Consider the following 19,421-nt stretch of genomic DNA (forward strand, 5'->3'; position numbering starts at 1 on the left):
GCGGTTCCACACGCGCCGGTAATAAGGCCGCTTCGTAAATAAATTCAGATCAAGTAAGACGCGCGGCAATCGGACGTTATACGATCATCCGCGTCCGGCGACGCGCTTGTCCGCTCACAAGCGTTCTAGCGTTCCGGCGGCGACCACCGGTCCGGTCGGCTGGCCGGTCGGCGACCCGCCGCGCGGTTCGATCGAGATCGCCAGCGTGCTCCCCGTCGCGGGCAGGTTGGCCAGCGCGACGCGAACCTCGCGCGCGCCGCCCCGCGGCAGCAGCCCCAGCGACACCGGCGTGCCGCCCGCCGGGATCCGCCACAACTGGCCGTCGCGGTCGGCGGGCGTGTCGACGCCGCGCGTCAGCCGCACCGAGCCGAGCGCCGGCTCGACGATCGCGACCGGCGCGGGCACCTTGGCCTTGTCGGTCCAGGCGAGCTGCGCGACCATCAGACCGGCCGGGCGCGCCGGCGTCGTGACCGGCGGGGCCGGCGCCGTCACCACGACGGGCGTGAGCAGCCATGCCGCGAACGAGGCGGCGAGCGCACCGCCGGTCGCCCCGATCGCGAGCGAGCGCCAGTGCACGCGCGGCGTCCGCCCCGCGACATGCGGCAGCGCCAGCATCGCCTCGATCCGCGCCGCCAGATACGGCGGCGGCGCGACCTCGCGATATTGATCGAACAGCGGCGCGAAACGCGTCTCCCACCATGCGACCTCGGCGGCGAAATCGGCGTCTTGCGCGCGCCGTGCCTCCGCGGCCGCGGCCTCTTCCGCGGCGAGCAGGCCGATCACGAGCTCGGCGGCGAGAAGGCGATCGTCAGGCGTCATCGTTCAGACACTCCCGCAGACGAAGCAACGCACGACGAATGATACTCTTCATCGTCGGCAACGGGACCCCGGCGCGCCCCGCGACATCGGCATAGGTCAGCCCGTCAAGGAACGCCGAGCGGATCGCGTGGCGCGGGCGCTCGTCGAGTTCGTCGAGACAGTGATCGAGCCGCTGCCCGTCCTCGGTCGCCACCAGCGCCTGGTCGGCGCGTGGCGCGTCGTCGACCGTCTCGTCGGGGCCGCCGGCCGGGACGGGGATGAAAGCGCGGCCGCGCGGCGAGCGGCGCCAGTCGAGCGCGCGATTGCGCGCGATCGTCGCCAGCCAGGTGACCGGATGGCTGCGCTCCGGCCGATAGCCGGCGGCGCGGCGCCAGACGATCAGATACACTTCCTGCAACACGTCCTCCGCCGCCTGCCGCTCGCCGCAGATACGGAGGCAGATGCCGAAAAGCTTCGCGGCGGTCATGTCGTAGACGCGGCTGAACGCTTGCCGGTCACCGGTCGCGCTCATCGCCAGCGCGGTGACCAGCGTCGCTCTTCGCGTCTCCGCCGCCTGCGTGTCGTTACCCGTCACCGCACCCCTCCACTGGCAAGATCGCCCGTCGCAATTCTTTTTTAACGATCCCGCATCCGCACCCGGATTCGCCTCGTACCTGACTTTACCCACGTTGAGGAAGACGTTCCGTGTCGTCCCCGTGGGGTGTGGGAGGTGCGAAGTGACGATGCAAGACGCCCGAACCGAGCAGGATCTGCTGATCGAAACCTTCGATGGCCGCGCCCGACGGCGCGAGAACCGTCGCGCCTTCTTCACCGCCGCGCTGGGCGTGGCCGCGGTCGGCGGTGCGTTCGCCTATGCCGATCCGGCGCTGGCGCAGACCAGCGTGACCGACAGCGATGTCCTCAACTTCGCCCTCAACCTCGAATATCTCGAGGCGCAATTCTACCTTTATGCCGTCAACGGCACCGGGCTGACCAGCGACCTGACCGCGAGCGGCGGCGGATCGGCCGGCGGCACCGTCACCGGCGGTGCGCAGGTCAGTTTCACCACCGATCCGCTGGTCGGCGCCTATGCTCGCGAGATCGCCGCCGACGAGCTGGCGCATGTCAAGTTCCTGCGCACCGCGCTCGGCTCCGCAGCGGTCGCGATGCCGAACATCAACATCAGCGGCGATGCGAACGGGCCGTTCACCGCCGCGGCGCGCGCCGCAAAGGTGGTCGACCCGACCAGCGGCATCTTCAATCCCTATGCCTCGCCGACCGATTTCCTGCTCGGCGCGTTCATCTTCGAGGATGTCGGTGTCACCGCCTACAAGGGCGCGGCGCCGTTGCTCAGCAACAAGACGTTCCTAGAGGCCGCCGCGGGCATCCTCGCGGTCGAGGCCTATCACGCCGCGATCGTGCGGACGACGCTCTATTCCAAGGGCGTGCAGGGGCTGATCGACGCCACCGAGCAGATCGCCGCCGCGCGCGACGCGCTGGACGGCACACCGACCGAGGACAAGGTGCGCGGCATCGCGCCGAACGACGATCAGGGCATCGCGCCATCGGGCAGCGGCGACACGCTGACCGCCAATCTGGCGCCGCTCAACAGCAACGGCCTCGCCTTCAGCCGCACGCCCGGACAGGTGCTCAACATCGTCTATCTCAACGCCGGCACCGCGACGATGGGCGGCTTCTTCCCCAACGGCGTCAACGGCAACATCAAGTCGACCACCTGAGCGCGGCGGCGCGCTCCCGATGATGTTCCCCTGACGCTCTCAAGGAATTTTTCCGATGATCGATCCATTCAAGGCGCTCGAAATCCTGTCCGCCGCCGATGCGCGCCGTGCCGCGCGCCGCGGCTTCCTGAAGGCGGCCGGCGGCGGCGCGGTGCTGCTGGGCGGCGCGTCGCTGCTGTCGGGCTGTTACGGCGATTACCCTGACCAGCCCGCACCGACCCCCACGCCGTCGCCGACCCCGACCCCCTCGGCGATCACCGACAGCGACGTGCTGAACCTCGCGCTCAACCTCGAATATCTCGAGGCGCAATTCTATCTGTATGCGGTCACCGGCGCCGGCCTGTCCGCGGCGCAGACCGCCAGCGGCAGCGGCACCGCCGGCGGCACCGTCACCGGCGGCGCGAAGGTCGACTTCTCGAAGGACCCGGTGGTCGGCGCCTATGCGCGTGAGATCGCGGCCGACGAGGCGGCGCATGTCGCCTTTCTGCGCACCGCGCTCGGCTCGGCGGCGGTGGCGATGCCCAACATCAACATCGACGGCGGCGCGAACGGCGCCTTCACCACGGCGGCGCGCGCCGCGGGGGTCATCACGGCGACCGATACGTTCAACCCCTATTCCTCGCCCGAGAACTTCCTGCTCGGCGCGTTCCTGTTCGAGGATGTCGGGGTGACGGCCTATAAGGGCGCGGCACCGCTGCTCACCAACAAGACCTATCTGGAGGCGGCGGCGGGGATCCTCGCGGCCGAGGCGTATCACGCCGGGATCGTGCGCACCGTCCTTTACGCCAAGGGCATGTCGACCGCCTCGCTCATCACCGCGACCACGCAGATTTCCGATGCGCGCGACCTGCTCGACGGCAAGCCGACCGACGACACGACGCGCGGCATCGGCGCGGACGACGATCAGGGGCTGGTCGACGACAACAAGGCCGCCAATCTGGTGCCCGCCAACGTCAACGGGATCGCCTACAGCCGCAGCAGCGAGCAGGTGCACAACATCGTCTACCTGAACGCAACCGGCGCGAACCGCACCGGCGGGGGCTTCTTCCCGAACGGCACCAACAACCCCAACGCCGCGCTGCGCGTCGGGCTTTCGTCGTAATATCTCCAACCGTCATCCCGGACCCGATCCGGGATCCCGCTTCTTCTTCACCACCGGCCAGGAAGAAGAAGCGGGCCCCGGATCAGGTCCGGGGCGACCGAAGCGGGCTATGGCAGCAACAAACTCGCGTCGCCGTAGGAATAGAAGCGATAGCCGTGCTCGATCGCATAGGCATAGGCCGCCTGTATCCGGTCGAGCCCCATCAGCGCCGATACCAGCATGAACAGCGTCGAGCGCGGCAGGTGGAAGTTCGTCATCAGCCCGTCGATGCCGCGGAAGCGATAGCCGGGGGTGATGAAGATCGAGGTATCGCCCTCGAACGGCTGGATGCGGCCGTCCGCGTCGGTGGCGCTCTCGATCAGCCGCAGCGAGGTGGTGCCGACCGCGATCACCCGCCCGCCGCGCGCGCGCACCGCGTTGAGTCGCGCCGCGGTGGCCGGGTCGATCCGGCCCCATTCGGCGTGCATCCGGTGGTCGGCGGTGTCCTCGGCCTTGACCGGCAGAAAGGTGCCTGCACCGACGTGGAGCGTCAGCGTGGCATGTTCGACCCCGGCGGACTCGAGCGCAGCGAGCAACGACGGCGTGAAATGCAGCGCCGCGGTCGGCGCGGCGACCGCGCCGGGCTCGGCGGCGAACATCGTCTGATAATCCTGCGCGTCGCGTGCGTCGGTGTCGCGCTTGCCCGCGATATAGGGCGGCAGCGGCATCCGCCCGGCGCGCTCCAGCAGCAACTCGACCGGCTCCTCGCCCGCGAACACGAGCGCCCAGCTGCCGTCCTCGGCGCGGTCGTGCGCGGTGGCGGTGACGTCGTGGCCGAAGTCGATCGCGGCGCCGTCGCGCAGCCGGCGCGCGTTGCGGACGAACGCCCGCCAGCGGCGCGGCCCCTCGCGCTTGTGGAGCGTCGCGCCGATCCGTGCCGACCCGCGCATGCCCTCGAGCTGCGCGGGGATGACGCGCGTGTCGTTGAAGACCAGCAGGTCGCCCGCGCGAAGCTGCCCCGGCAGATCGGCGACGGTGCGGTCGGCAAGCCCGTCGGGCGTGACCACCAGCATCCGCGCCGCGTCGCGCGGGGCGGCGGGGCGCAAGGCGATCCGCTCCGGCGGGAGCGTGAAGTCGAACAGATCGACGTTCATCGTAGCAGCGGGCGGGGCGTCAGCGGCGGGGAGCGGACTTCTTCGGCGCGGGCTTCGCCGCGGCCGGCGTGGTGCCGGGCAGCGTCGGAAGCGTCCCCGGCAGCGTCGGCGCGACCGCGGCTGGCAGCGGCTGATAGGCCGGGGGATTGTCCGACGCGATATAGGCATGAACGATCCGCGACGGGGTCTGCGGCGGCTCGCCCTTCTCGATCGCGTCGACATAGTTCATGCCCGACAGCACGCGGCCGAAGACGGTGTATTTCTTGTCGAGCTGGAAGCGCGGTTGCAGCACGATGTAGAACTGGCTGTTCGCGCTGTCCTCCTTCTCGGCGCGCGCCGCCGCCACCGCACCGCGGACGTGCGGCAGATAGTTGAACTCGGCGGGCAGGTCGGGGAGCGTGCTGCCGCCGGTGCCGTCACCCTTGGGATCGCCGCCCTGCGCCATGAAGCCGTCGATGACGCGGTGGAAGGTCAGTCCGTCATAGAAATGCTGACGGGTCAGCGTCTTGATCCGGTCGACCATCTTCGGCGCGACATCGGGGCGCAGCGCCACCTCGACCCGGCCGCCCGTCGAGAGATCGAGCACCCAGATGTTGGTCTTGTCGTTCAGCGGCGGGGCGGGCAGCCGGCCCTGCGTGTCCACTTGGGCGGAAGCGGCGACGGACACGGTCGCGGCGAGCGCGGCGGCGAGAAGGGCGAACGGGCGCATCGGGTCTTTCGGATCGGATCAGTGGGTTCCCTTCGCCCTAGACCAGAAACGCGCTTGCGCCAAACTGAACGCGCGCGAGCGTGAGACAGGAATCCGCGCCTGTCATCCTCGCGCAGGCGCCCCTCCGCACCGTCATTCCCGCGCAGGCGGGAATCCAGACGCGCAGGTTCATCGATAGGGGCGCAGGCGTCAGAGGTTCTGGATTCCCGCCTTAGCGGGAGTGACGAAAGAAGGTTCAGCTCCCCCGCCGGCCGTCGCGCTCGACCCGCGCCACCACCTCGGCGCAAACGGCGGGGCTGACGAACTTGCCGATATGCCCGCCGAAGATCGCGATCTCCTTCACCAGCCGCGACGCGATCGGTTGCAGGCAGACGTCGGCCATCAGGAAGACCGTCTCGATCCGGTCGTTCAACTGCTGGTTCATCCCCGCCATCTGATATTCGTATTCGAAGTCGGCAACGGCGCGCAGGCCCCGGACGATCATCGTCGCGCGCTCACGCTCGGCGAAGTCCATGAGCAGCGAATCGAACGAGACGACACGGATGTCGCCGCCGATCGCGGCGACCTCGCGCTCGACCATCGCCATCCGCTCGTCCAGCGAGAACATCGGCGACTTGCCGGGATTGGTGGTGACGCCCACCACCAGCCGGTCGACCAGCTTCGCCCCGCGCCGGATGATGTCCATATGCCCGAGCGTGATCGGATCGAACGTGCCGGGATAGACGCCGATACGCATGAGCAAGCCTTCCGGTCAGCCGCGACGATCGATGACGAAGCGCGCGATCGCGCGGAGCAGTTCGGCCTCTTCGCCATAGCTGCGCAGATGGTCGATCGCCTGGTCGACGAGCATCCGCGACTGCTGGCGCGCGCGGTCGACGCCGAGCAGCGAGACGAACGTCTCCTTGCCCTGTTCGCCGTCCTTGCGCAGCTTCTTGCCGGCCAGTTGCTCATCACCCTCGACATCGAGCAAGTCGTCGACGATCTGGAAGGCAAGCCCGAGGTCGTGCGCATAGCCGCGCAGATGGCGGCGGCCCTCCGGCGCGACCCGTCCGAGGATCGCCCCGCCCTCCACCGCCGCGCCGATCAACGCGCCGGTCTTCATCTGCTGGAGCCGGGTGACGGTGTTGAGGTCGAAGCGCGTCCCATCGGCCTTGAGGTCCATCGCCTGCCCGCCCGCCATCCCCGACGGGCCGGAGGCGCGCGCGAGATCGGCGATCAGCTCGGCACGGACGAACGGATCGGCGTGCGTCGCGGGATCGGCGAGCACCTCGAACGCCAGCGCGTGAAGGCAGTCGCCGGCGAGGATCGCGGTCGCCTCGTCGAACGCCTTGTGGACGGTCGCCTTGCCGTGGCGCAGGTCGTCGTCGTCCATCGCGGGCAGATCGTCGTGGATCAGCGAATAGACGTGGATCGCCTCCAGCGCGACCGCAACACGCGCCGCGGCATCGCGCGCGACGTCGAACAGCCGCGCGGTCGCGAACACCAGCAACGGACGCAGCCGCTTGCCGCCACCGATCGTGGCGTGGCGCATCGCGCGGTACAGGTCCGCGCGCGGATCGTTCGGGATCGGCAACAGCGCGTCGAAGCGCCGGTCCATCTCCGCCGACACTTCCCTGAGCGCCGCTTTCAGCTGCGGCGAGGCGTTGGCGGCGACGCTCATCCGGCGGCGAACGGCTCGACCGCGGCGGGGCGCCCGTCGGCGCCGGTACGGATCGCCTCGATCCGCGCCTGCGCGGCATCCAGCCGGTCGGCGCAGCGTTGCCGCAGCACGCTGCCGCGCTCGTACAGGCGGATCGCCTCCTCCAGCGGGGTATCCCCGGATTCGAGCCGCGCGACGATCTCCTCGAGCTCGCGCAGACCGGCTTCGAAGGACAGCGTCTCGGTCGAATTCTCCATGGCCCGGCTATGCGCTGTGCAAGCGCGGCGGGTCAAGGATATGCCGCAGGTTAGCGCAGCACCGATCAGGCCGCGCGGCGCTGCATCCCGCCGAGCACGTCGCGCGCGGCGCGCTGTGCGGTCGCGATCTCGCGCGCGGTCATGTCCTCGGCGATGTCCGAGCGCGCCGCCGCGGCGGCATCATTGCCCCACGCCGCCGACAGGTTGAACCATTTGTGCGCCTCGATCAGGTCGAGCACCGCACCCATCGTGCCGGTCGAATAGGCCACGCCCAGATCATAGGCGGCGTCGGTATCGCCGCGGGTCGCTTCGTTGATGCGGCGCGCCAGCAGCGCGGTGTCGAAATCGGTTACCATCGGATCACCCCTCAATCCTTCAATGTGAGGAGGGGTTTGCACCGATTCGGCTCACCAAATGGTTAAAGCCGCGATCATCTAAGTCGCTGACAATAAGCAAACTTATCGATCAGGCCGGATCGACGGCGAGATTGTCGATCAGGCGCGTGTTGCCGAGCCGCGCCGCGGCGAGCAACTGCCGCCGCCGTCCGGGCGCGGGGTCGCTTTCGAGCGTCTCGGCATCGACCAGCGCGACATAATCGACCGCGAACCCCGCCGCGACCAGCGTCGCGGTCGCATCCGCCAGCGCCTTGTCGACCGTGGCCCCGCCGAGCACCGCACGCGCCGCCACCCCCAGCGCGCGCGGCAGCGCGACCGCCTTCTGGCGTTCCTCGGGCAGCAGATAGACGTTGCGCGACGACAACGCGAGCCCGTCGTCCTCGCGCTGGGTCGGGACGCCGGTGATCTCGATGTCGAAGTCGAGGTCGGCGACCATGCGCCGAATCACCGCGAGCTGCTGGAAGTCCTTCTCGCCGAAAAAGGCGCGGGTCGGACGGACCTGGTTGAACAGCTTGGCGACGACGGTCGCGACCCCGTCGAAATGCCCCGGCCGCGCCGCGCCGTCCCAGCCGTCGCTGACCCCCGCCACCGAGACGTTGGTCGCGAAGCCGACCGGGTACATCTGCTCGACCGGCGGCAACCACAGCAGGTCGCAGCCCGCATCGGTGAGCATCGCGATGTCGCTGACCTCCTTGCGGGGATAGCGCGACAGATCCTCGTTGGCGCCGAACTGCTTCGGATTGACGAAGATCGACGCCACCACCAGCGTGCCGGGCCGCCATGCCGCCTCGACCAGCGCGACATGGCCGGCATGGAGCGCGCCCATCGTCGGCACCAGCGCCACCTCACGCCCGCCGGCCCGCGCTTCCGCCAGCGCGGCACGCAGACTGGCGAGATCACGATACACTTCCACCCGTTACCCCTCGAAACTCGCGGTCGGGGGTTCTATGGTCGCGACAGGACGCAATCAATCGAGGATGCGACGAATTGTCCGAAACGGGGACGGAAGCGCCGCACGGTCGCACCCATGTGATCGTGTTCGCCAACGAAAAAGGTGGAACGGGCAAGTCGACGACGGCGGTCCACGTCGCGATCGCCTTGGCCGCGAAGGGCGCGCGGGTGGCGTGCATCGATCTCGATCATCGCCAGCGGACGCTGGGCCGCTATCTCGACAATCGCGCGGCGACCATGACGCGCGCCGCGATCGAGCTGGCGGTGCCGGTCCATGCCACCGGCGACGGGCGTGCCGACGGGGTGTTCCCGTCGCTGTACCGCGACTTCACCGACGGCTATGACTTCCTCGTCATCGACACGCCGGGGCGTGACGACCCGGCGGCGCGGATCGCGGTCGCGCTGGCGGATACGCTGGTGACGCCGATGAACGACAGCTTCGTCGACTTCGACCTGATCGGACAGGTCGATCCCGAAACCTACAAGGTGGTCCGCCCCAGCTTCTATTCGGAGCTGATCTGGGACGCGCGCAAGGCCCGCGCGCGCGAGGACGGGACGACGATCGACTGGGTCGTGCTGCGCAACCGCCTGCAATATCTGGAAGCGCGCAACATGCGCCGCGTGTCGGAAGCGCTCGACCAGCTCGCGCGCCGCGTCGGCTTCCGGATCATCCCCGGCCTCGGCGAGCGCGTGATCTACCGCGAATTGTTCCCCAAGGGGCTGACGCTGCTCGACGCCAAGGAGTTCGGCGGCATGGGGCTGAGCCATGTCGCCGCGCGGCAGGAGCTGCGCGAGATGATGGCGGCGCTGGCGCTGCCCGAAGTCGGCGTGACACAGGCGGCCTGACGATGCTGATCAAATGGATCGTCGCGGCGCTGATCGTGTGGGGCGTTTGGGTGCTGCTGCGCAAGCCGGCGAAGAAGCGGCGCTCGCCGACGGGCGAGGCCCGGCGCGTGCTGGGGGTCGATGCGCGCGCCGACGCGGGCGAGATCCGCGCCGCGCACCGCCGGCTGATGAGCGAGCTGCACCCCGACCGCGGCGGCTCCGAACAGCGCGCGCGCCGCGTCAACGCGGCGCGCGACACGCTGCTGGCGGCGCTGAAGGACCCGCGATGACGCACCGGCTCTCGCCCGAGATCCTGCGCGCCTACGACATCCGCGGGCGCGTCGGCGACACGCTGACCGAGGCGGATGCCTGGGCGGTCGGGCGCGGCTTCGCGACGCGCATCCGGCGCGCGGGCGGCACCCGCGTCGCGGTCGGCTATGACGGGCGGACGCACTCGCCGATGCTGGAGGCGGCGCTGGTCGCGGGGCTGACCGCCTCGGGGGTCGACGTCGTCCGGATCGGGGTCGGGCCGTCGCCGATGCTCTATTATGCCGCCGCGACGCTAGGAGTGGATGGCGGCGTACAGGTAACCGGCAGCCATAATCCCCGCGAGGACAATGGCTTCAAGCTGGTGATGCAGGGCAACAGCTTTTGCGGGCCGGACGTGCGCGATCTCGCGCGGCTCGCCGAGGCCGGCGACTGGGAGGTCGGCGCGGGCACCGTCACCGCGGCCGAGGTGCGCGACGCCTATGTCGGCCGGCTGCTCGCCGGCTATGCGGGCGGCACCTACCGGATCGGCTGGGACGCGGGCAACGGGGCAGCCGGTCCCGCCGTCCGTGCGCTCACCGCGCAGCTTCCAGGCGAACATCATCTGTTGTTCTGCGACATCGACGGCACCTTCCCCAACCACCATCCCGATCCGACGGTGGAGGCCAATCTCGCACAGCTCCAGGCGCTGGTGACGGAGAAGAAGCTCGATTTCGGACTGGCTTTCGACGGCGACGGCGACCGCATCGGCGCGGTCGACGCGCACGGCCGCGTGCTGTGGGGCGACGAGATTCTATCGATCCTCGTCGCGCCGATCCTCGCCGAACTGCCGGGCAGCACGATCGTCGCCGACGTCAAGTCGAGCGACGCGCTGTTCGAGCGGATCACCGAACTGGGCGGCACGCCGGTGATGTGGCGGACCGGGCATAGCGAGATCAAGACGAAGATGAAGGCGCTGGGCGCGCCGCTGGCCGGCGAGCTGTCGGGGCATATCTTCTTCGCGCACGATTACTTCGGCTTCGACGACGCGCTCTACGCCGCGGTACGGCTGATCCATGCGGTGCATGTGTCGGGGCGGACGCTGACCGACCTGCGCGCGGAAACCTCGGCGCGGGTCGCGACCCCCGAATGGCGCGTGCCGGTGCCCGAGGCGCGCAAGACCGCGACGGTCGAGGAGGTCGCGGCGCGGCTGGCCGCGGCGGGCGCGCGGGTGATGATGACCGACGGCGTGCGCGTCTCGACCGACGACGGCTGGTGGCTGCTGCGCGCCTCGAACACGCAGGCGGCGCTGACGCTGCGCGCCGAGGGGCGCGACCCGGAAGCGCTGGCGCGGCTGGTCGCGACGATCGACGCACAGCTGGCGGCGTGCGGCCTGTCGCGCACCGGATAGTGTCAGGCCGGCTGCACCTCGGGCAGCCATGAAAGGTCGGCGCCGTCGCCGCGATCGTTGCGCCCGGCGGCGCGGCGCATGCCGGCCTCGTCGAGGATCGTCACCCGCCCGCCGGCGCGCGCGATCAGCGCCTGATCCTCGAGCTGGCGCAGCATGCGGTTGACGTGCACCGCGGTCAGCCCGATCGCGTCGCCGATCTCCTCCTGCGTTAATCCGGGGCTGAAGCTGTCGCCGATCGCGGGATCGCCGCGCCGCATCCGGCCGCGGATCTCGAGCAACATTCCCGCCACGCGCGCGCGCGCCGGCATCTTGGCGACCGTCGCCAGCCGATCGGCCAGCGATGCACTCTCGATCTGTTCAAGCGCGGTCAAGGCCAGCGCCAGACGCGGGTGACGAAGCGTCGCGTCGGCCAAGGCGGCGCGGTCGATCGGCGCGACGACGCTGTCCGCGGCGGCGACCAGTGTTTGCTGCGCCTTGCCGAACACCATCACCTGCGTTCCGAAAAGATCGCCCGGAAAGATCAGCCGCAAGATTTGACGACCACCGTCGCCGAGCAGCACATAGCCCATCATCATCCCGCTTTTCAGCGCGAAGAGATCGGTGCCACGTTCATTCTGCCGCACGAGTGTCACACCGCGGCGAAGCGGGCGTTCCCGCTCGACAAGCCCCGCCAGCACGCCGCGCTCAACCGCGGAAAGAGACAGAAAATCACCGACCCGATCGGCGAAACTAAGCGCTGGCACGCAATGTTGATCCTCAAGTTCTTCGGATCGTTACGCGGGCGCGGCCACGCACTGCATTAAAACCGATCAACCGGCAGATGCGTTCGTTCACTTGGCGCGACGCCGCGGCTTCGATAGAGCGTGCCGATGGACCGTATCCTCATCCGCGGCGGCCGCCGCCTGACCGGCAAACTTCCCGTTTCCGGCGCCAAGAACGCCGCGCTGACCCTGATGCCGTGCGCGTTGCTCACCGACGAGCCGCTGACGCTGCGCAACCTGCCGCGGCTCGCCGACGTCGACGGTTTCGGGCATCTGCTCAACCAGTTGGGCGCCTCGACGCGGATCGAGGGCAGCAAGCCCGACGAGTTCGGCCGCGTGATGACGATCCGCGCCGGGCAGCTTACCTCGACCGAGGCGCCTTATGACATCGTGCGCAAGATGCGCGCCTCGATCCTCGTGCTCGGGCCGATCCTCGCGCGCGCCGGGCAGGCGCGCGTCTCGCTGCCGGGCGGCTGCGCGATCGGCAATCGCCCGATCGACCTCCACCTCAAGGCGCTGGAGGCGATCGGCGCGACGCTGGAAATGAGCGCCGGCTTCGTCACCGCGACCGCCCCGGGCGGACGGCTGTCCGGTGGCCGCTACGCCTTTCCGGTGGTCTCGGTCGGTGCGACCGAGAACGTCATCATGGCGGCGGTGACCGCGAAGGGCAGCAGCCGGATCGAGAATGCCGCGCGCGAACCGGAGATCGTCGACCTGTGCCGCTGCCTGATCGCGATGGGCGCGCGGATCGAGGGCGTCGGCACCGACACGCTGGAGATCGAGGGCGTCGACGAGCTGCACGGCGCCACCTATGCCGTGATGCCCGACCGGATCGAGGCGGGCAGCTATGCCTGCGCGGTGGCGGTGACCGGCGGCGCGGTCGAGCTGACCAACGTCAACGCCGCCGACATGGGCGCGACGCTCGACGCGCTGCGCGCGGCCGGTGTCGGGATCGAGGAGCGGCGCGGGTCGATCATGGTCACGTCCGAGGCCGAGCTGAAGCCGCTGTCGCTGTCGACCGCGCCCTATCCGGGCTTTGCCACCGACATGCAGGCGCAGTTCATGGCGATGCTGTGCAAGGCGCCGGGCACCAGCACGCTGACCGAGACGATCTTCGAGAACCGCTACATGCACGTCCCCGAGCTGGCGCGGATGGGCGCGGACATCAGCGTGCGCGGGCGCACCGCCGAGGTGACCGGGGTCGACCGGCTGGTCGGCGCGCCGGTGATGGCGACCGACCTGCGCGCGTCGATGAGCCTCATCATCGCGGGGCTGGTCGCGGATGGCGAGACGACCGTGTCGCGCGTCTACCACCTCGATCGCGGTTACGAGCGGCTGGAGGAGAAACTGCAGGCGGTCGGCGCGGATATCGAGCGCGACGGCGGCGGCTGACCCACTTTGGCGAGTTGCGTTAACACTTTGTCAATCATTTTCGTTCAGCCCTGCGGCGGGGCGTTGACGAACGGGCGCGCAATCGTTTCTGTCGGCCCTGCGCCGGCACGAGTCGCGCGCACGCCCAGGGGTGGGAATGATGGACGCGACGACCGGCAGCACGCCGCAGCTCGAGAATATCCTGTGGACCGCACGCAACGCCGGCGCGTCGCTGATTATCTCACGCGGACAGGATCCGGCAGCGATCCGCGATATGCTCGATCAAGGGCTGGTGCGCGAGCGGTTCGGTCATCTGGTGCTGACGTTCAAGGGCATCCAGCTTCGCCGCTCCTGCGCACGGCATTGATCCCGGTCGGTCGATGACGACCGTCGCGCTGCGCCGAACGGGCCGGCCCGTTCGCTCGATCGCGCTGGCGCAGGACCGCTTCCTTGCCGTCGTTGCTGCGGCCGCTGTGGATCACCGTAAATGGTAGCGATCGTCGTCCCGCTCGGTGCGCTGGCCTTTCTCGCCTTCGTGGTTGCGGGGATCTGTCGCCTGATCTCGCAGGCCATGTTCAACCGCACCATCCGCAAGGCGCTCGATGTCGACCCTGCCAGCGCGCGCCTGCTGATCGACAAGCTCGAGCCACGCGCGCGATGGTCGGCGGGGCTGGTCGGCTGGATCATGGTGGTCGCAGGCGTCGCGATCGGAACGATAGGCGTGGTCGACTGGTCGGAAGGGTTCAGCGACAGCCTGCCGATCGCCGCCACCAGCGTCGCGATCGGGCTGGGCATCCTGCTCTACGCGTGGTGGATCGGTCGATCGTGCGCCGAGACGGCGCAGCGCGACGTCACGCTCTAGCCGGCCGCATCCGGGACCCTCGTACTTCAGGCCGTCATCCCCGACTTGATCCGGGGCGACGGGATAAACGGTGCTCGGAGCGAAAAGAGCGCGAACAGCCCGAAGACCGGCGCGACCGCTCAACTCGGTTACAGGGCGTCGAAGTCGATCACCCCGTGCCGGTCGAGCCGCTGCTCGGCGGCGGGGAGCGGATATTTGAGCCCGGTGGCGCAATTGAACAGCACCACCTCCTCGTCCTCGTCGACCTCGCCGTCGCGGAGCGCCTGCCGGTACGCCGCCAGCGTCGCGCCACCTTCGGGGCAGAGCAACAGCCCGTCGCGGCGCGCGGCGTCGTCGACCGCCTTGAGGATCGCGGGATCGCCGACCGCCAGCGCCTTGCCGCCGCTCGCGCGCACCGCACGCAGGATCAGGAAATCGCCGACCGCGCGCGGCACGCGAATACCCGCTGCGACGGTCTGCGCATCCTCCCAGCGTTCGGCATGTTCCTCGCCGGCCTCGAACGCGCGGACTATCGGGGCGCAGCCCGATGCCTGCACGGCATACATGCGCGGCCGCTCGGCACCGGTCCAGCCGAGCGCCTCGAGCTCGTCGAACGCCTTCCACATCCCGATCAGTCCGGTGCCGCCGCCGGTCGGGTAGAAGATCGCCTTGGGCAGTCGCCAGCCGAGCTGCGCGACAAGCTCCAGCCCCATCGTCTTCTTGCCCTCGATCCGGTACGGCTCCTTGAGCGTCGAAAAATCGAACCAGCGGCCTTCCGCCGTTCCCTTGGCGACGATCGCGCCGCAATCGTCGATCAACCCGTTGACGCGCCACACGCGCGCGCCCTGCGCGGCGATCTCGCGCACGTTCACCTCGGGCGTGTCGTCGGGGCAGAAGACGATCGTCTCGATCCCGACGCGCGTCGCATAGGCGGCGAGCGCCGCGCCGGCATTGCCGTTGGTCGGCATCGCGATCCGCGTGACGCCCAGTTCCTTGGCCATCGCGACCGCCATCACCAGTCCGCGCGCCTTGAAGCTGCCGGTCGGCAGCCGCCCTTCGTCCTTGACCCAGACATTGGGTCCGGCGCTGAGCGGGAGCGGGATCAGCGGTGTCTCGATCTCACCGAGGCTGACGATGTTGCGGGTCGCCCGCACCGGCAGCAGCTCGCGCCACCGCCACAGATCGGTCGCGCGCGCGGCAAGCGTGTCACGCGGCAGCGCGGCACGGACCGCGTCGAGGTCGTAGCGCACCAGCAGCGGCCGCCCGGCGCGCGAGAGATTGTGGAGCTGATCCGCCGCATAATGCTCGCCGGTCAGCGAGCATTCGAGATGCGTGACGAACGTCGGGCGATCGGCGGTGAGGTTCTCGTTCATGCCGCGGGTCTAGCGGGCGCGGCATGAAGCGTCATCCCCGGCCCGTGCGCAAACCCACTTCCATCGTCATTCCCGCGTCGGCGGGAATCCAGACGCGCAGGTGCCCGCAAGGTCCGCAACGTCAGAGGTTCTGGATTCCTGCTCGCGCGGGGATAACGGCACGGGAGAGCTTACCCCAGAATGTGCATCCACAACGGCTCGCCGGTCAGGCTCTGCGACCCGCGCAGCCGCTCCAGCGCCGCGGCGACGCAGCGCTCCGGGCCGTCGTGGGTGACGATCGCGACCAGCACGCTGCCATCGGCGGGCGCGCCGCGCTGGATCAGGCTTTCGATCGACACGCCCGCGTCGCGCATCGCCGCGGCGATCTCCGCGAGCACGCCGACGCGGTCGGCCACCGTGAAGCGTAGATAGGCGCGCCCGCGCCGCTCGCCGCTGTCCGCGGCCGCGGCGGTCGCCAGCGCGTCGGCGGGCATCGCGAACGGCGGGCCGGCCTCGCCGCGCGCGATGTCGATCAGGTCGGCGACCACCGCGCTCGCGGTCGGCCCCTCGCCCGCCCCCGCGCCCTGGAACAGCAGGCGACCGACGAAATTGCCCTCCGCCACCACCGCATTGGTCGCGCCGGTGACATGCGCGAGCGGGTGATCGTTGGGGACGAGATGCGCGTGAACGCGCTGGAACAGCCGGTCGCCATCCGCCTCCGCGACCCCGACCAGCCGCACGCGATAGCCGAGCGCCGCCGCCTCGGCGATGTCGGCGGCGAGCAGGTGGCGGATGCCGCTGATCGCCACATCGCCGAACGCCGGCGCGGTGCCGAAGGCGAGGCTGGCGAGGATCGACAATTTGTGCGCGGCATCAACGCCGTCGATATCGAACGACGGATCGGCCTCGGCGAAGCCGAGCGCCTGCGCCTCGGCGAGCACCTCGGCGAAGTCGCGCCCCTCGGCCTCCATCTTCGAGACGATGAAATTGCAGGTGCCGTTGAGGATGCCATAGACGCGCGCGATCGCATTCGCTGCCGCTCCCTCGCGCAAGCCCTTGATGACCGGAATGCCACCCGCCACCGCCGCCTCAAACTTCAGCGGCACGCCCGCCCCCTCCGCGATGCGCGCCAGCTCCAGCCCGTGATGCGCGAGCATCGCCTTGTTGGCGGTGACGAAGCCCTTGCCCGCCGAAAGCGTGCGCCGCGCCAGCGCCAGCGCCGGCCCGTCCGCGCCGCCGATCAGCTCGACCACCACGTCCGCCTCCGCCTCGGCGAGCGCCGCGGTGTCGTCGATCCAGGCGAAGCGCGACAGGTCGACGCCGCGGTCCTTGGCGCGATCGCGCGCCGACACCGCCACCACCTCGATCGGGCGGCCGGCGCGGCGGGTAATCAGCTCGCGGTTCTCGTCGAGCACGCGGATCACGCCGCCCCCGACCGTTCCCAGCCCCGCCAATGCCACCCGCAACGCCTGCGCCATGTTCGTCTCCGTGTCCTTAGCCCGTGCTGCTAGGCGGTGCGGATTGCGCTGTCGAGCGCGACGACAAGATCGTGAATTGCAATTCATGCAATCGAAGTGGGAATTATTGCACTTGCGTCCTGACGTGCTGCGGCGCAAAAAAGGTGTGCCTTTCAGGCATCCTCTCCTAAAAACTTTTACAGCCGGGCTTTGCCCGGCTTTTTTTTGGCCCGGACGTCCGCTAGGCAGCGACTCGCCGCACCGGAGAGCGCGGACGAACAGGAAAAAACAGGACAGGATGCGCCGGTCGAACCGGCAGCGGAGCGGGGGACGGTCGGCGGACCGTTCCCCCGGGCGAGGCGTTCCTTACAACGTGCGGAACATCACCAAGGCGTCGACCGCCTCGAGCGTCGGATGGCGGAACGCGCCGGGCAATCGCCCGACGATCGCAAAGCCGAGCGCCTGCCATAACGCCACCGCGCCTGCGTTGCTCGACACCACGAAGTTGAACTGCATGGCGGTGAAGCCGGCGGCGCGCGCACGATCGAACGAATCGCTCGCCATGGCGCGCGCGATGCCGCGCCCACGCGCCGCCGGCTCGACCATATAGCCGGCATTGGCGACGTGATCGCCGCCACCGGCCTGGTTCGCACGCAGGTAATAGCTGCCGAGCAGACGCCCCTGATCTTCAACGACGAAGGTTTGCCGATCCGGGCCGCACCAATATGCAACAGCCGCCGCGGCGCTAATGTCGCGTGGCAGGGCATAGGTTTCGCCGGCGGCGATTTCGGGAAGGATCAGCGCGGCGATCGCCGCCGCATCATCGGGCGTGGCCGGGCGGATCATCATCGGCAACGTCTTTAGAACGACACCGGACCCTCATCAAATCGCAACGCAGCTTGCGCGCTGCTGACACGAAGCGCGGGCATGGGCGTCGCAGGCAAGCTGCGGGGTCCGGCCATGAACCGTCGATGGATGCGATCGGGGACGACCCTCGCCTTGTTGCTACTGTCGAGCCTGTCGGTCGCCGCCGCGCCGCAGACCGCCGAGAACGAAGTGGAGGGCGCGCGCTTTCGCGGTGCCACGGCGCTGGATGGCGAAATCTTCCACGTTCAGGGGCTGGCGCTGCAAGGCTCGCGCGTGTGGGTAACGTCGGTCGATCGGTTTTCGCGTCGCGGCTACCTGCACCTGTTCGATCGCGCGACGGGTCGGTCACTGCGCCGGATCGAGCTGACCGATGGCGCGCGCTATCATCCCGGCGGAATCTCGGTCGACGGGCATTCGCTATGGGTGCCGGTCGCTGAGTTGCGCGCGAACAGCTCGGCGGTGCTGGTCGAGCTGGATACCGGGACGCTGCGCGTGCGGCGGCGCATCCGGGTCGCGGATCACCTCGGCTGCGTCGCGGCGCAGGGGCGCTGGCTGGTGGCGGGCAATTGGAACAGCCGGCTGCTGTACGTCATCGACCGCGATGCGCCGACGCGGATGCGGGTCGTTCCCAACCCGTCGCCGACCCGCTATCAGGATCTCAAGTTCGCCGGCGGGCGACTGGTGGGCAGCGGGCCGCGGTCGTGGTGGACCGGGACGGTGGACTGGCTGGACTGGCCCCGACTGACGCTGCGCCGCTCGATCGGCGCCGGCGCCTATACGGCCGAGGGCATGGCGATCGAGGGACGCGACCTGTATTTCGCGCCGGAGGATGGGCCGGGGCGGCTGTACCGCTTTCGGCTGGAGCACGACGCGTCGGCGTAGTGCGGCTCAATCGTGCGGGATCAGGTCGGCGACCTGATGATTGCCAGCCGCGCGTAGTCCATCGGCCACGCTTATGCGGTCCTCGCGACTACGGTTTTGGCTGACCTTCCATTTACCTTCGAGGCGATCGACAGTGATCTCCACCCCAACGATGCCTTTCAGCTGACCCCGGATGAAGTCGTCGGGTGCATCGGCAACCGTCCATGGTTCGAGCTGATCCTCCTCCGCCGCCGTCGTTAGATTGGCGATCTGCTCCAGCAACCAGGCCGGATCGTCGATCATGCGCGCCGTGCCGCGCGCCTGCACGACAACGTAGTTCCATGTGGGCACGACCTTCGCGTGGACACGCTTGCTCGCATACCATGACGGGCTGACATAGGCTTGCGGCCCCTGAAACAGGACGAGCGCCGATGCACCCGCGCGAAGGTCGGCGACCTGCTCGTTCGCGCGAGCGAGATGCGCCCTGAGCACGTCACCCCGTGCCGTGGCCGCAAGACTGAACGGGATCACGTTCGCGACGATGCCGCGGTCGCCCGCGGTCACGAGCGTGGCAAGCGGATGCGCCAGTATGGCGGCACGGAGCACATCCGGACGATCTTCGCGAAAAGCAGGCGGCCGGTACATGGGAACGGCTTATACGATCGCGCCTCCGGGTTGACCATCATGGGTGAGCCCACGCTGTAAC

General features: G+C 69.3%; 24 protein-coding genes. 10 read left to right on the forward strand and 14 right to left on the reverse strand.

What is annotated here, in order from left to right; translation table 11 throughout:
* Positions 1–114 precede the first annotated feature (114 nt).
* Both FHS97_RS08700 and FHS97_RS08705 read right to left on the reverse strand, forming a co-directional pair.
* Entirely contained in the window at positions 115–819 is a 705-nt protein-coding gene (locus FHS97_RS08700) for an anti-sigma factor (protein WP_184035912.1), read from the reverse strand.
* A complete protein-coding gene (locus tag FHS97_RS08705) occupies positions 809–1,393 on the reverse strand; it encodes a sigma-70 family RNA polymerase sigma factor (protein ID WP_343053409.1) in 585 nt (194 codons plus the stop codon). Before FHS97_RS08705 ends, FHS97_RS08700 begins: the two co-directional genes overlap by 11 nt.
* 148 nt (positions 1,394–1,541) lie before the next feature.
* Between FHS97_RS08705 and FHS97_RS08710 the strand changes: the two genes are divergently transcribed.
* Positions 1,542–2,537 carry a ferritin-like domain-containing protein gene (locus FHS97_RS08710; protein ID WP_184035914.1) on the forward strand — a complete coding sequence of 332 codons (996 nt, stop codon included), beginning with the start codon at positions 1,542–1,544 and terminating at the stop codon, positions 2,535–2,537.
* 55 nt (positions 2,538–2,592) lie between these two features.
* The gene (locus tag FHS97_RS08715) at positions 2,593–3,639 is read left to right on the forward strand and encodes a ferritin-like domain-containing protein (RefSeq protein ID WP_184035916.1); all 1,047 of its coding nucleotides are present in this window, start codon (positions 2,593–2,595) and stop codon (positions 3,637–3,639) included.
* 107 nt (positions 3,640–3,746) lie between these two features.
* Here the strand turns inward: FHS97_RS08715 and queA are convergent, their stop codons facing one another.
* The 7 genes from queA to panC form a co-directional block, all read right to left on the reverse strand.
* Positions 3,747–4,772, reverse strand: coding sequence for a tRNA preQ1(34) S-adenosylmethionine ribosyltransferase-isomerase QueA (queA, locus tag FHS97_RS08720; RefSeq protein ID WP_184035918.1), 1,026 nt, complete (start codon positions 4,770–4,772; stop codon positions 3,747–3,749).
* A 19-nt stretch (positions 4,773–4,791) separates the two neighbouring features.
* Entirely contained in the window at positions 4,792–5,481 is a 690-nt protein-coding gene (locus tag FHS97_RS08725; protein ID WP_184035920.1) for a peptidylprolyl isomerase, read from the reverse strand.
* A 235-nt stretch (positions 5,482–5,716) separates the two neighbouring features.
* Positions 5,717–6,217, reverse strand: a complete 501-nt coding sequence (coaD, locus tag FHS97_RS08730; protein ID WP_184035922.1) for a pantetheine-phosphate adenylyltransferase — start codon at positions 6,215–6,217, stop codon at positions 5,717–5,719.
* Between the two features lie 15 nt (positions 6,218–6,232).
* Positions 6,233–7,141: a polyprenyl synthetase family protein gene (locus FHS97_RS08735; RefSeq protein ID WP_184035924.1), complete on the reverse strand. Its 909-nt coding sequence runs from the start codon at positions 7,139–7,141 to the stop codon at positions 6,233–6,235.
* Positions 7,138–7,377 (reverse strand): exodeoxyribonuclease VII small subunit, encoded by a 240-nt coding sequence (locus tag FHS97_RS08740; protein ID WP_028967147.1) that lies wholly within the window; start codon positions 7,375–7,377, stop codon positions 7,138–7,140. The genes FHS97_RS08735 and FHS97_RS08740 overlap by 4 nt, the downstream gene beginning before the upstream one ends.
* 65 nt (positions 7,378–7,442) lie before the next feature.
* The gene (locus tag FHS97_RS08745; protein ID WP_184035927.1) at positions 7,443–7,733 is read right to left on the reverse strand and encodes a hypothetical protein; all 291 of its coding nucleotides are present in this window, start codon (positions 7,731–7,733) and stop codon (positions 7,443–7,445) included.
* Between the two features lie 109 nt (positions 7,734–7,842).
* The gene (gene panC / locus FHS97_RS08750) at positions 7,843–8,685 is read right to left on the reverse strand and encodes a pantoate--beta-alanine ligase (protein ID WP_184035930.1); all 843 of its coding nucleotides are present in this window, start codon (positions 8,683–8,685) and stop codon (positions 7,843–7,845) included.
* A 74-nt stretch (positions 8,686–8,759) separates the two neighbouring features.
* On the opposite strand from panC, the gene FHS97_RS08755 reads away from it, so the two are divergent.
* The 3 genes from FHS97_RS08755 to pgmG are packed head-to-tail and all read left to right on the forward strand — an operon-like array spanning position 8,760 to position 11,205.
* Complete coding sequence (locus FHS97_RS08755; RefSeq protein ID WP_184035933.1) at positions 8,760–9,569, forward strand: division plane positioning ATPase MipZ; 810 nt, start codon at positions 8,760–8,762, stop codon at positions 9,567–9,569.
* A 2-nt stretch (positions 9,570–9,571) separates the two neighbouring features.
* Positions 9,572–9,838, forward strand: a complete 267-nt coding sequence (locus FHS97_RS08760) for a J domain-containing protein (RefSeq protein ID WP_184035936.1) — start codon at positions 9,572–9,574, stop codon at positions 9,836–9,838.
* Entirely contained in the window at positions 9,835–11,205 is a 1,371-nt protein-coding gene (pgmG, locus tag FHS97_RS08765; protein WP_184035939.1) for a phosphoglucomutase/phosphomannomutase PgmG, read from the forward strand. The genes FHS97_RS08760 and pgmG overlap by 4 nt, the downstream gene beginning before the upstream one ends.
* A 2-nt stretch (positions 11,206–11,207) precedes the next feature.
* Here pgmG and FHS97_RS08770 read toward each other — a convergent pair whose 3' ends face one another.
* Positions 11,208–11,837, reverse strand: coding sequence for a Crp/Fnr family transcriptional regulator (locus FHS97_RS08770; protein WP_343053419.1), 630 nt, complete (start codon positions 11,835–11,837; stop codon positions 11,208–11,210).
* On the opposite strand from FHS97_RS08770, the gene FHS97_RS17705 reads away from it, so the two are divergent.
* The 4 genes from FHS97_RS17705 (at position 11,739) to FHS97_RS08785 (ending at position 14,199) form a co-directional block, all read left to right on the forward strand.
* Positions 11,739–12,008 (forward strand): hypothetical protein, encoded by a 270-nt coding sequence (locus FHS97_RS17705; protein ID WP_343053421.1) that lies wholly within the window; start codon positions 11,739–11,741, stop codon positions 12,006–12,008. The two genes, FHS97_RS08770 and FHS97_RS17705, sit on opposite strands and share 99 nt — an antisense overlap.
* Positions 12,009–12,074: 66 nt before the next feature.
* Positions 12,075–13,358, forward strand: coding sequence for a UDP-N-acetylglucosamine 1-carboxyvinyltransferase (gene murA, locus FHS97_RS08775; RefSeq protein ID WP_184035944.1), 1,284 nt, complete (start codon positions 12,075–12,077; stop codon positions 13,356–13,358).
* 139 nt (positions 13,359–13,497) lie between these two features.
* Complete coding sequence (locus tag FHS97_RS08780; RefSeq protein ID WP_184035947.1) at positions 13,498–13,704, forward strand: hypothetical protein; 207 nt, start codon at positions 13,498–13,500, stop codon at positions 13,702–13,704.
* 120 nt (positions 13,705–13,824) lie between these two features.
* Positions 13,825–14,199: a hypothetical protein gene (locus tag FHS97_RS08785; RefSeq protein ID WP_184035950.1), complete on the forward strand. Its 375-nt coding sequence runs from the start codon at positions 13,825–13,827 to the stop codon at positions 14,197–14,199.
* Between the two features lie 128 nt (positions 14,200–14,327).
* Here FHS97_RS08785 and FHS97_RS08790 read toward each other — a convergent pair whose 3' ends face one another.
* The 3 genes from FHS97_RS08790 to FHS97_RS08800 all read right to left on the reverse strand — a co-directional run bounded on the left by FHS97_RS08790 (position 14,328) and on the right by FHS97_RS08800 (position 17,836).
* On the reverse strand, positions 14,328–15,551 hold the full coding sequence (locus tag FHS97_RS08790) for a threonine synthase (RefSeq protein ID WP_184035952.1): 1,224 nt from the start codon (positions 15,549–15,551) through the stop codon (positions 14,328–14,330).
* Positions 15,552–15,721: 170 nt separating this feature from the next.
* Positions 15,722–17,008 carry a homoserine dehydrogenase gene (locus FHS97_RS08795; RefSeq protein ID WP_184035955.1) on the reverse strand — a complete coding sequence of 429 codons (1,287 nt, stop codon included), beginning with the start codon at positions 17,006–17,008 and terminating at the stop codon, positions 15,722–15,724.
* Positions 17,009–17,353: 345 nt separating this feature from the next.
* Complete coding sequence (locus FHS97_RS08800) at positions 17,354–17,836, reverse strand: GNAT family N-acetyltransferase (RefSeq protein ID WP_184035958.1); 483 nt, start codon at positions 17,834–17,836, stop codon at positions 17,354–17,356.
* Between the two features lie 111 nt (positions 17,837–17,947).
* Between FHS97_RS08800 and FHS97_RS08805 the strand changes: the two genes are divergently transcribed.
* Positions 17,948–18,736, forward strand: coding sequence for a DUF6454 family protein (locus tag FHS97_RS08805; RefSeq protein WP_184035961.1), 789 nt, complete (start codon positions 17,948–17,950; stop codon positions 18,734–18,736).
* Positions 18,737–18,742: 6 nt separating this feature from the next.
* Here FHS97_RS08805 and FHS97_RS08810 read toward each other — a convergent pair whose 3' ends face one another.
* Positions 18,743–19,360, reverse strand: a complete 618-nt coding sequence (locus FHS97_RS08810) for an FMN-binding negative transcriptional regulator (protein WP_184035964.1) — start codon at positions 19,358–19,360, stop codon at positions 18,743–18,745.
* Positions 19,361–19,421: the final 61 nt, after the last annotated feature.

The organism is Sphingomonas endophytica (assembly GCF_014199415.1).
Taxonomy (GTDB): domain Bacteria; phylum Pseudomonadota; class Alphaproteobacteria; order Sphingomonadales; family Sphingomonadaceae; genus Sphingomonas; species Sphingomonas endophytica.

Excerpts from the sequence above, each read along its gene's own strand:
- FHS97_RS08700 (WP_184035912.1), bottom strand. The coding sequence starts at position 819 with ATGACGCCTGACGATCGCCTTCTCGCCGCCGAGCTCGTGATCGGCCTG.
- FHS97_RS08710 (WP_184035914.1), top strand. The coding sequence starts at position 1,542 with ATGCAAGACGCCCGAACCGAGCAGGATCTGCTGATCGAAACCTTCGAT.
- FHS97_RS08715 (WP_184035916.1), top strand. The coding sequence starts at position 2,593 with ATGATCGATCCATTCAAGGCGCTCGAAATCCTGTCCGCCGCCGATGCG.
- queA (WP_184035918.1), bottom strand. The coding sequence starts at position 4,772 with ATGAACGTCGATCTGTTCGACTTCACGCTCCCGCCGGAGCGGATCGCC.
- FHS97_RS08725 (WP_184035920.1), bottom strand. The coding sequence starts at position 5,481 with ATGCGCCCGTTCGCCCTTCTCGCCGCCGCGCTCGCCGCGACCGTGTCC.
- coaD (WP_184035922.1), bottom strand. The coding sequence starts at position 6,217 with ATGCGTATCGGCGTCTATCCCGGCACGTTCGATCCGATCACGCTCGGG.
- FHS97_RS08735 (WP_184035924.1), bottom strand. The coding sequence starts at position 7,141 with ATGAGCGTCGCCGCCAACGCCTCGCCGCAGCTGAAAGCGGCGCTCAGG.
- FHS97_RS08740 (WP_028967147.1), bottom strand. The coding sequence starts at position 7,377 with ATGGAGAATTCGACCGAGACGCTGTCCTTCGAAGCCGGTCTGCGCGAG.
- FHS97_RS08745 (WP_184035927.1), bottom strand. The coding sequence starts at position 7,733 with ATGGTAACCGATTTCGACACCGCGCTGCTGGCGCGCCGCATCAACGAA.
- FHS97_RS08760 (WP_184035936.1), top strand. The coding sequence starts at position 9,572 with ATGCTGATCAAATGGATCGTCGCGGCGCTGATCGTGTGGGGCGTTTGG.
- pgmG (WP_184035939.1), top strand. The coding sequence starts at position 9,835 with ATGACGCACCGGCTCTCGCCCGAGATCCTGCGCGCCTACGACATCCGC.
- murA (WP_184035944.1), top strand. The coding sequence starts at position 12,075 with ATGGACCGTATCCTCATCCGCGGCGGCCGCCGCCTGACCGGCAAACTT.
- FHS97_RS08780 (WP_184035947.1), top strand. The coding sequence starts at position 13,498 with ATGGACGCGACGACCGGCAGCACGCCGCAGCTCGAGAATATCCTGTGG.
- FHS97_RS08785 (WP_184035950.1), top strand. The coding sequence starts at position 13,825 with ATGGTAGCGATCGTCGTCCCGCTCGGTGCGCTGGCCTTTCTCGCCTTC.
- FHS97_RS08790 (WP_184035952.1), bottom strand. The coding sequence starts at position 15,551 with ATGAACGAGAACCTCACCGCCGATCGCCCGACGTTCGTCACGCATCTC.
- FHS97_RS08795 (WP_184035955.1), bottom strand. The coding sequence starts at position 17,008 with ATGGCGCAGGCGTTGCGGGTGGCATTGGCGGGGCTGGGAACGGTCGGG.
- FHS97_RS08800 (WP_184035958.1), bottom strand. The coding sequence starts at position 17,836 with ATGATGATCCGCCCGGCCACGCCCGATGATGCGGCGGCGATCGCCGCG.
- FHS97_RS08805 (WP_184035961.1), top strand. The coding sequence starts at position 17,948 with ATGAACCGTCGATGGATGCGATCGGGGACGACCCTCGCCTTGTTGCTA.
- FHS97_RS08810 (WP_184035964.1), bottom strand. The coding sequence starts at position 19,360 with ATGTACCGGCCGCCTGCTTTTCGCGAAGATCGTCCGGATGTGCTCCGT.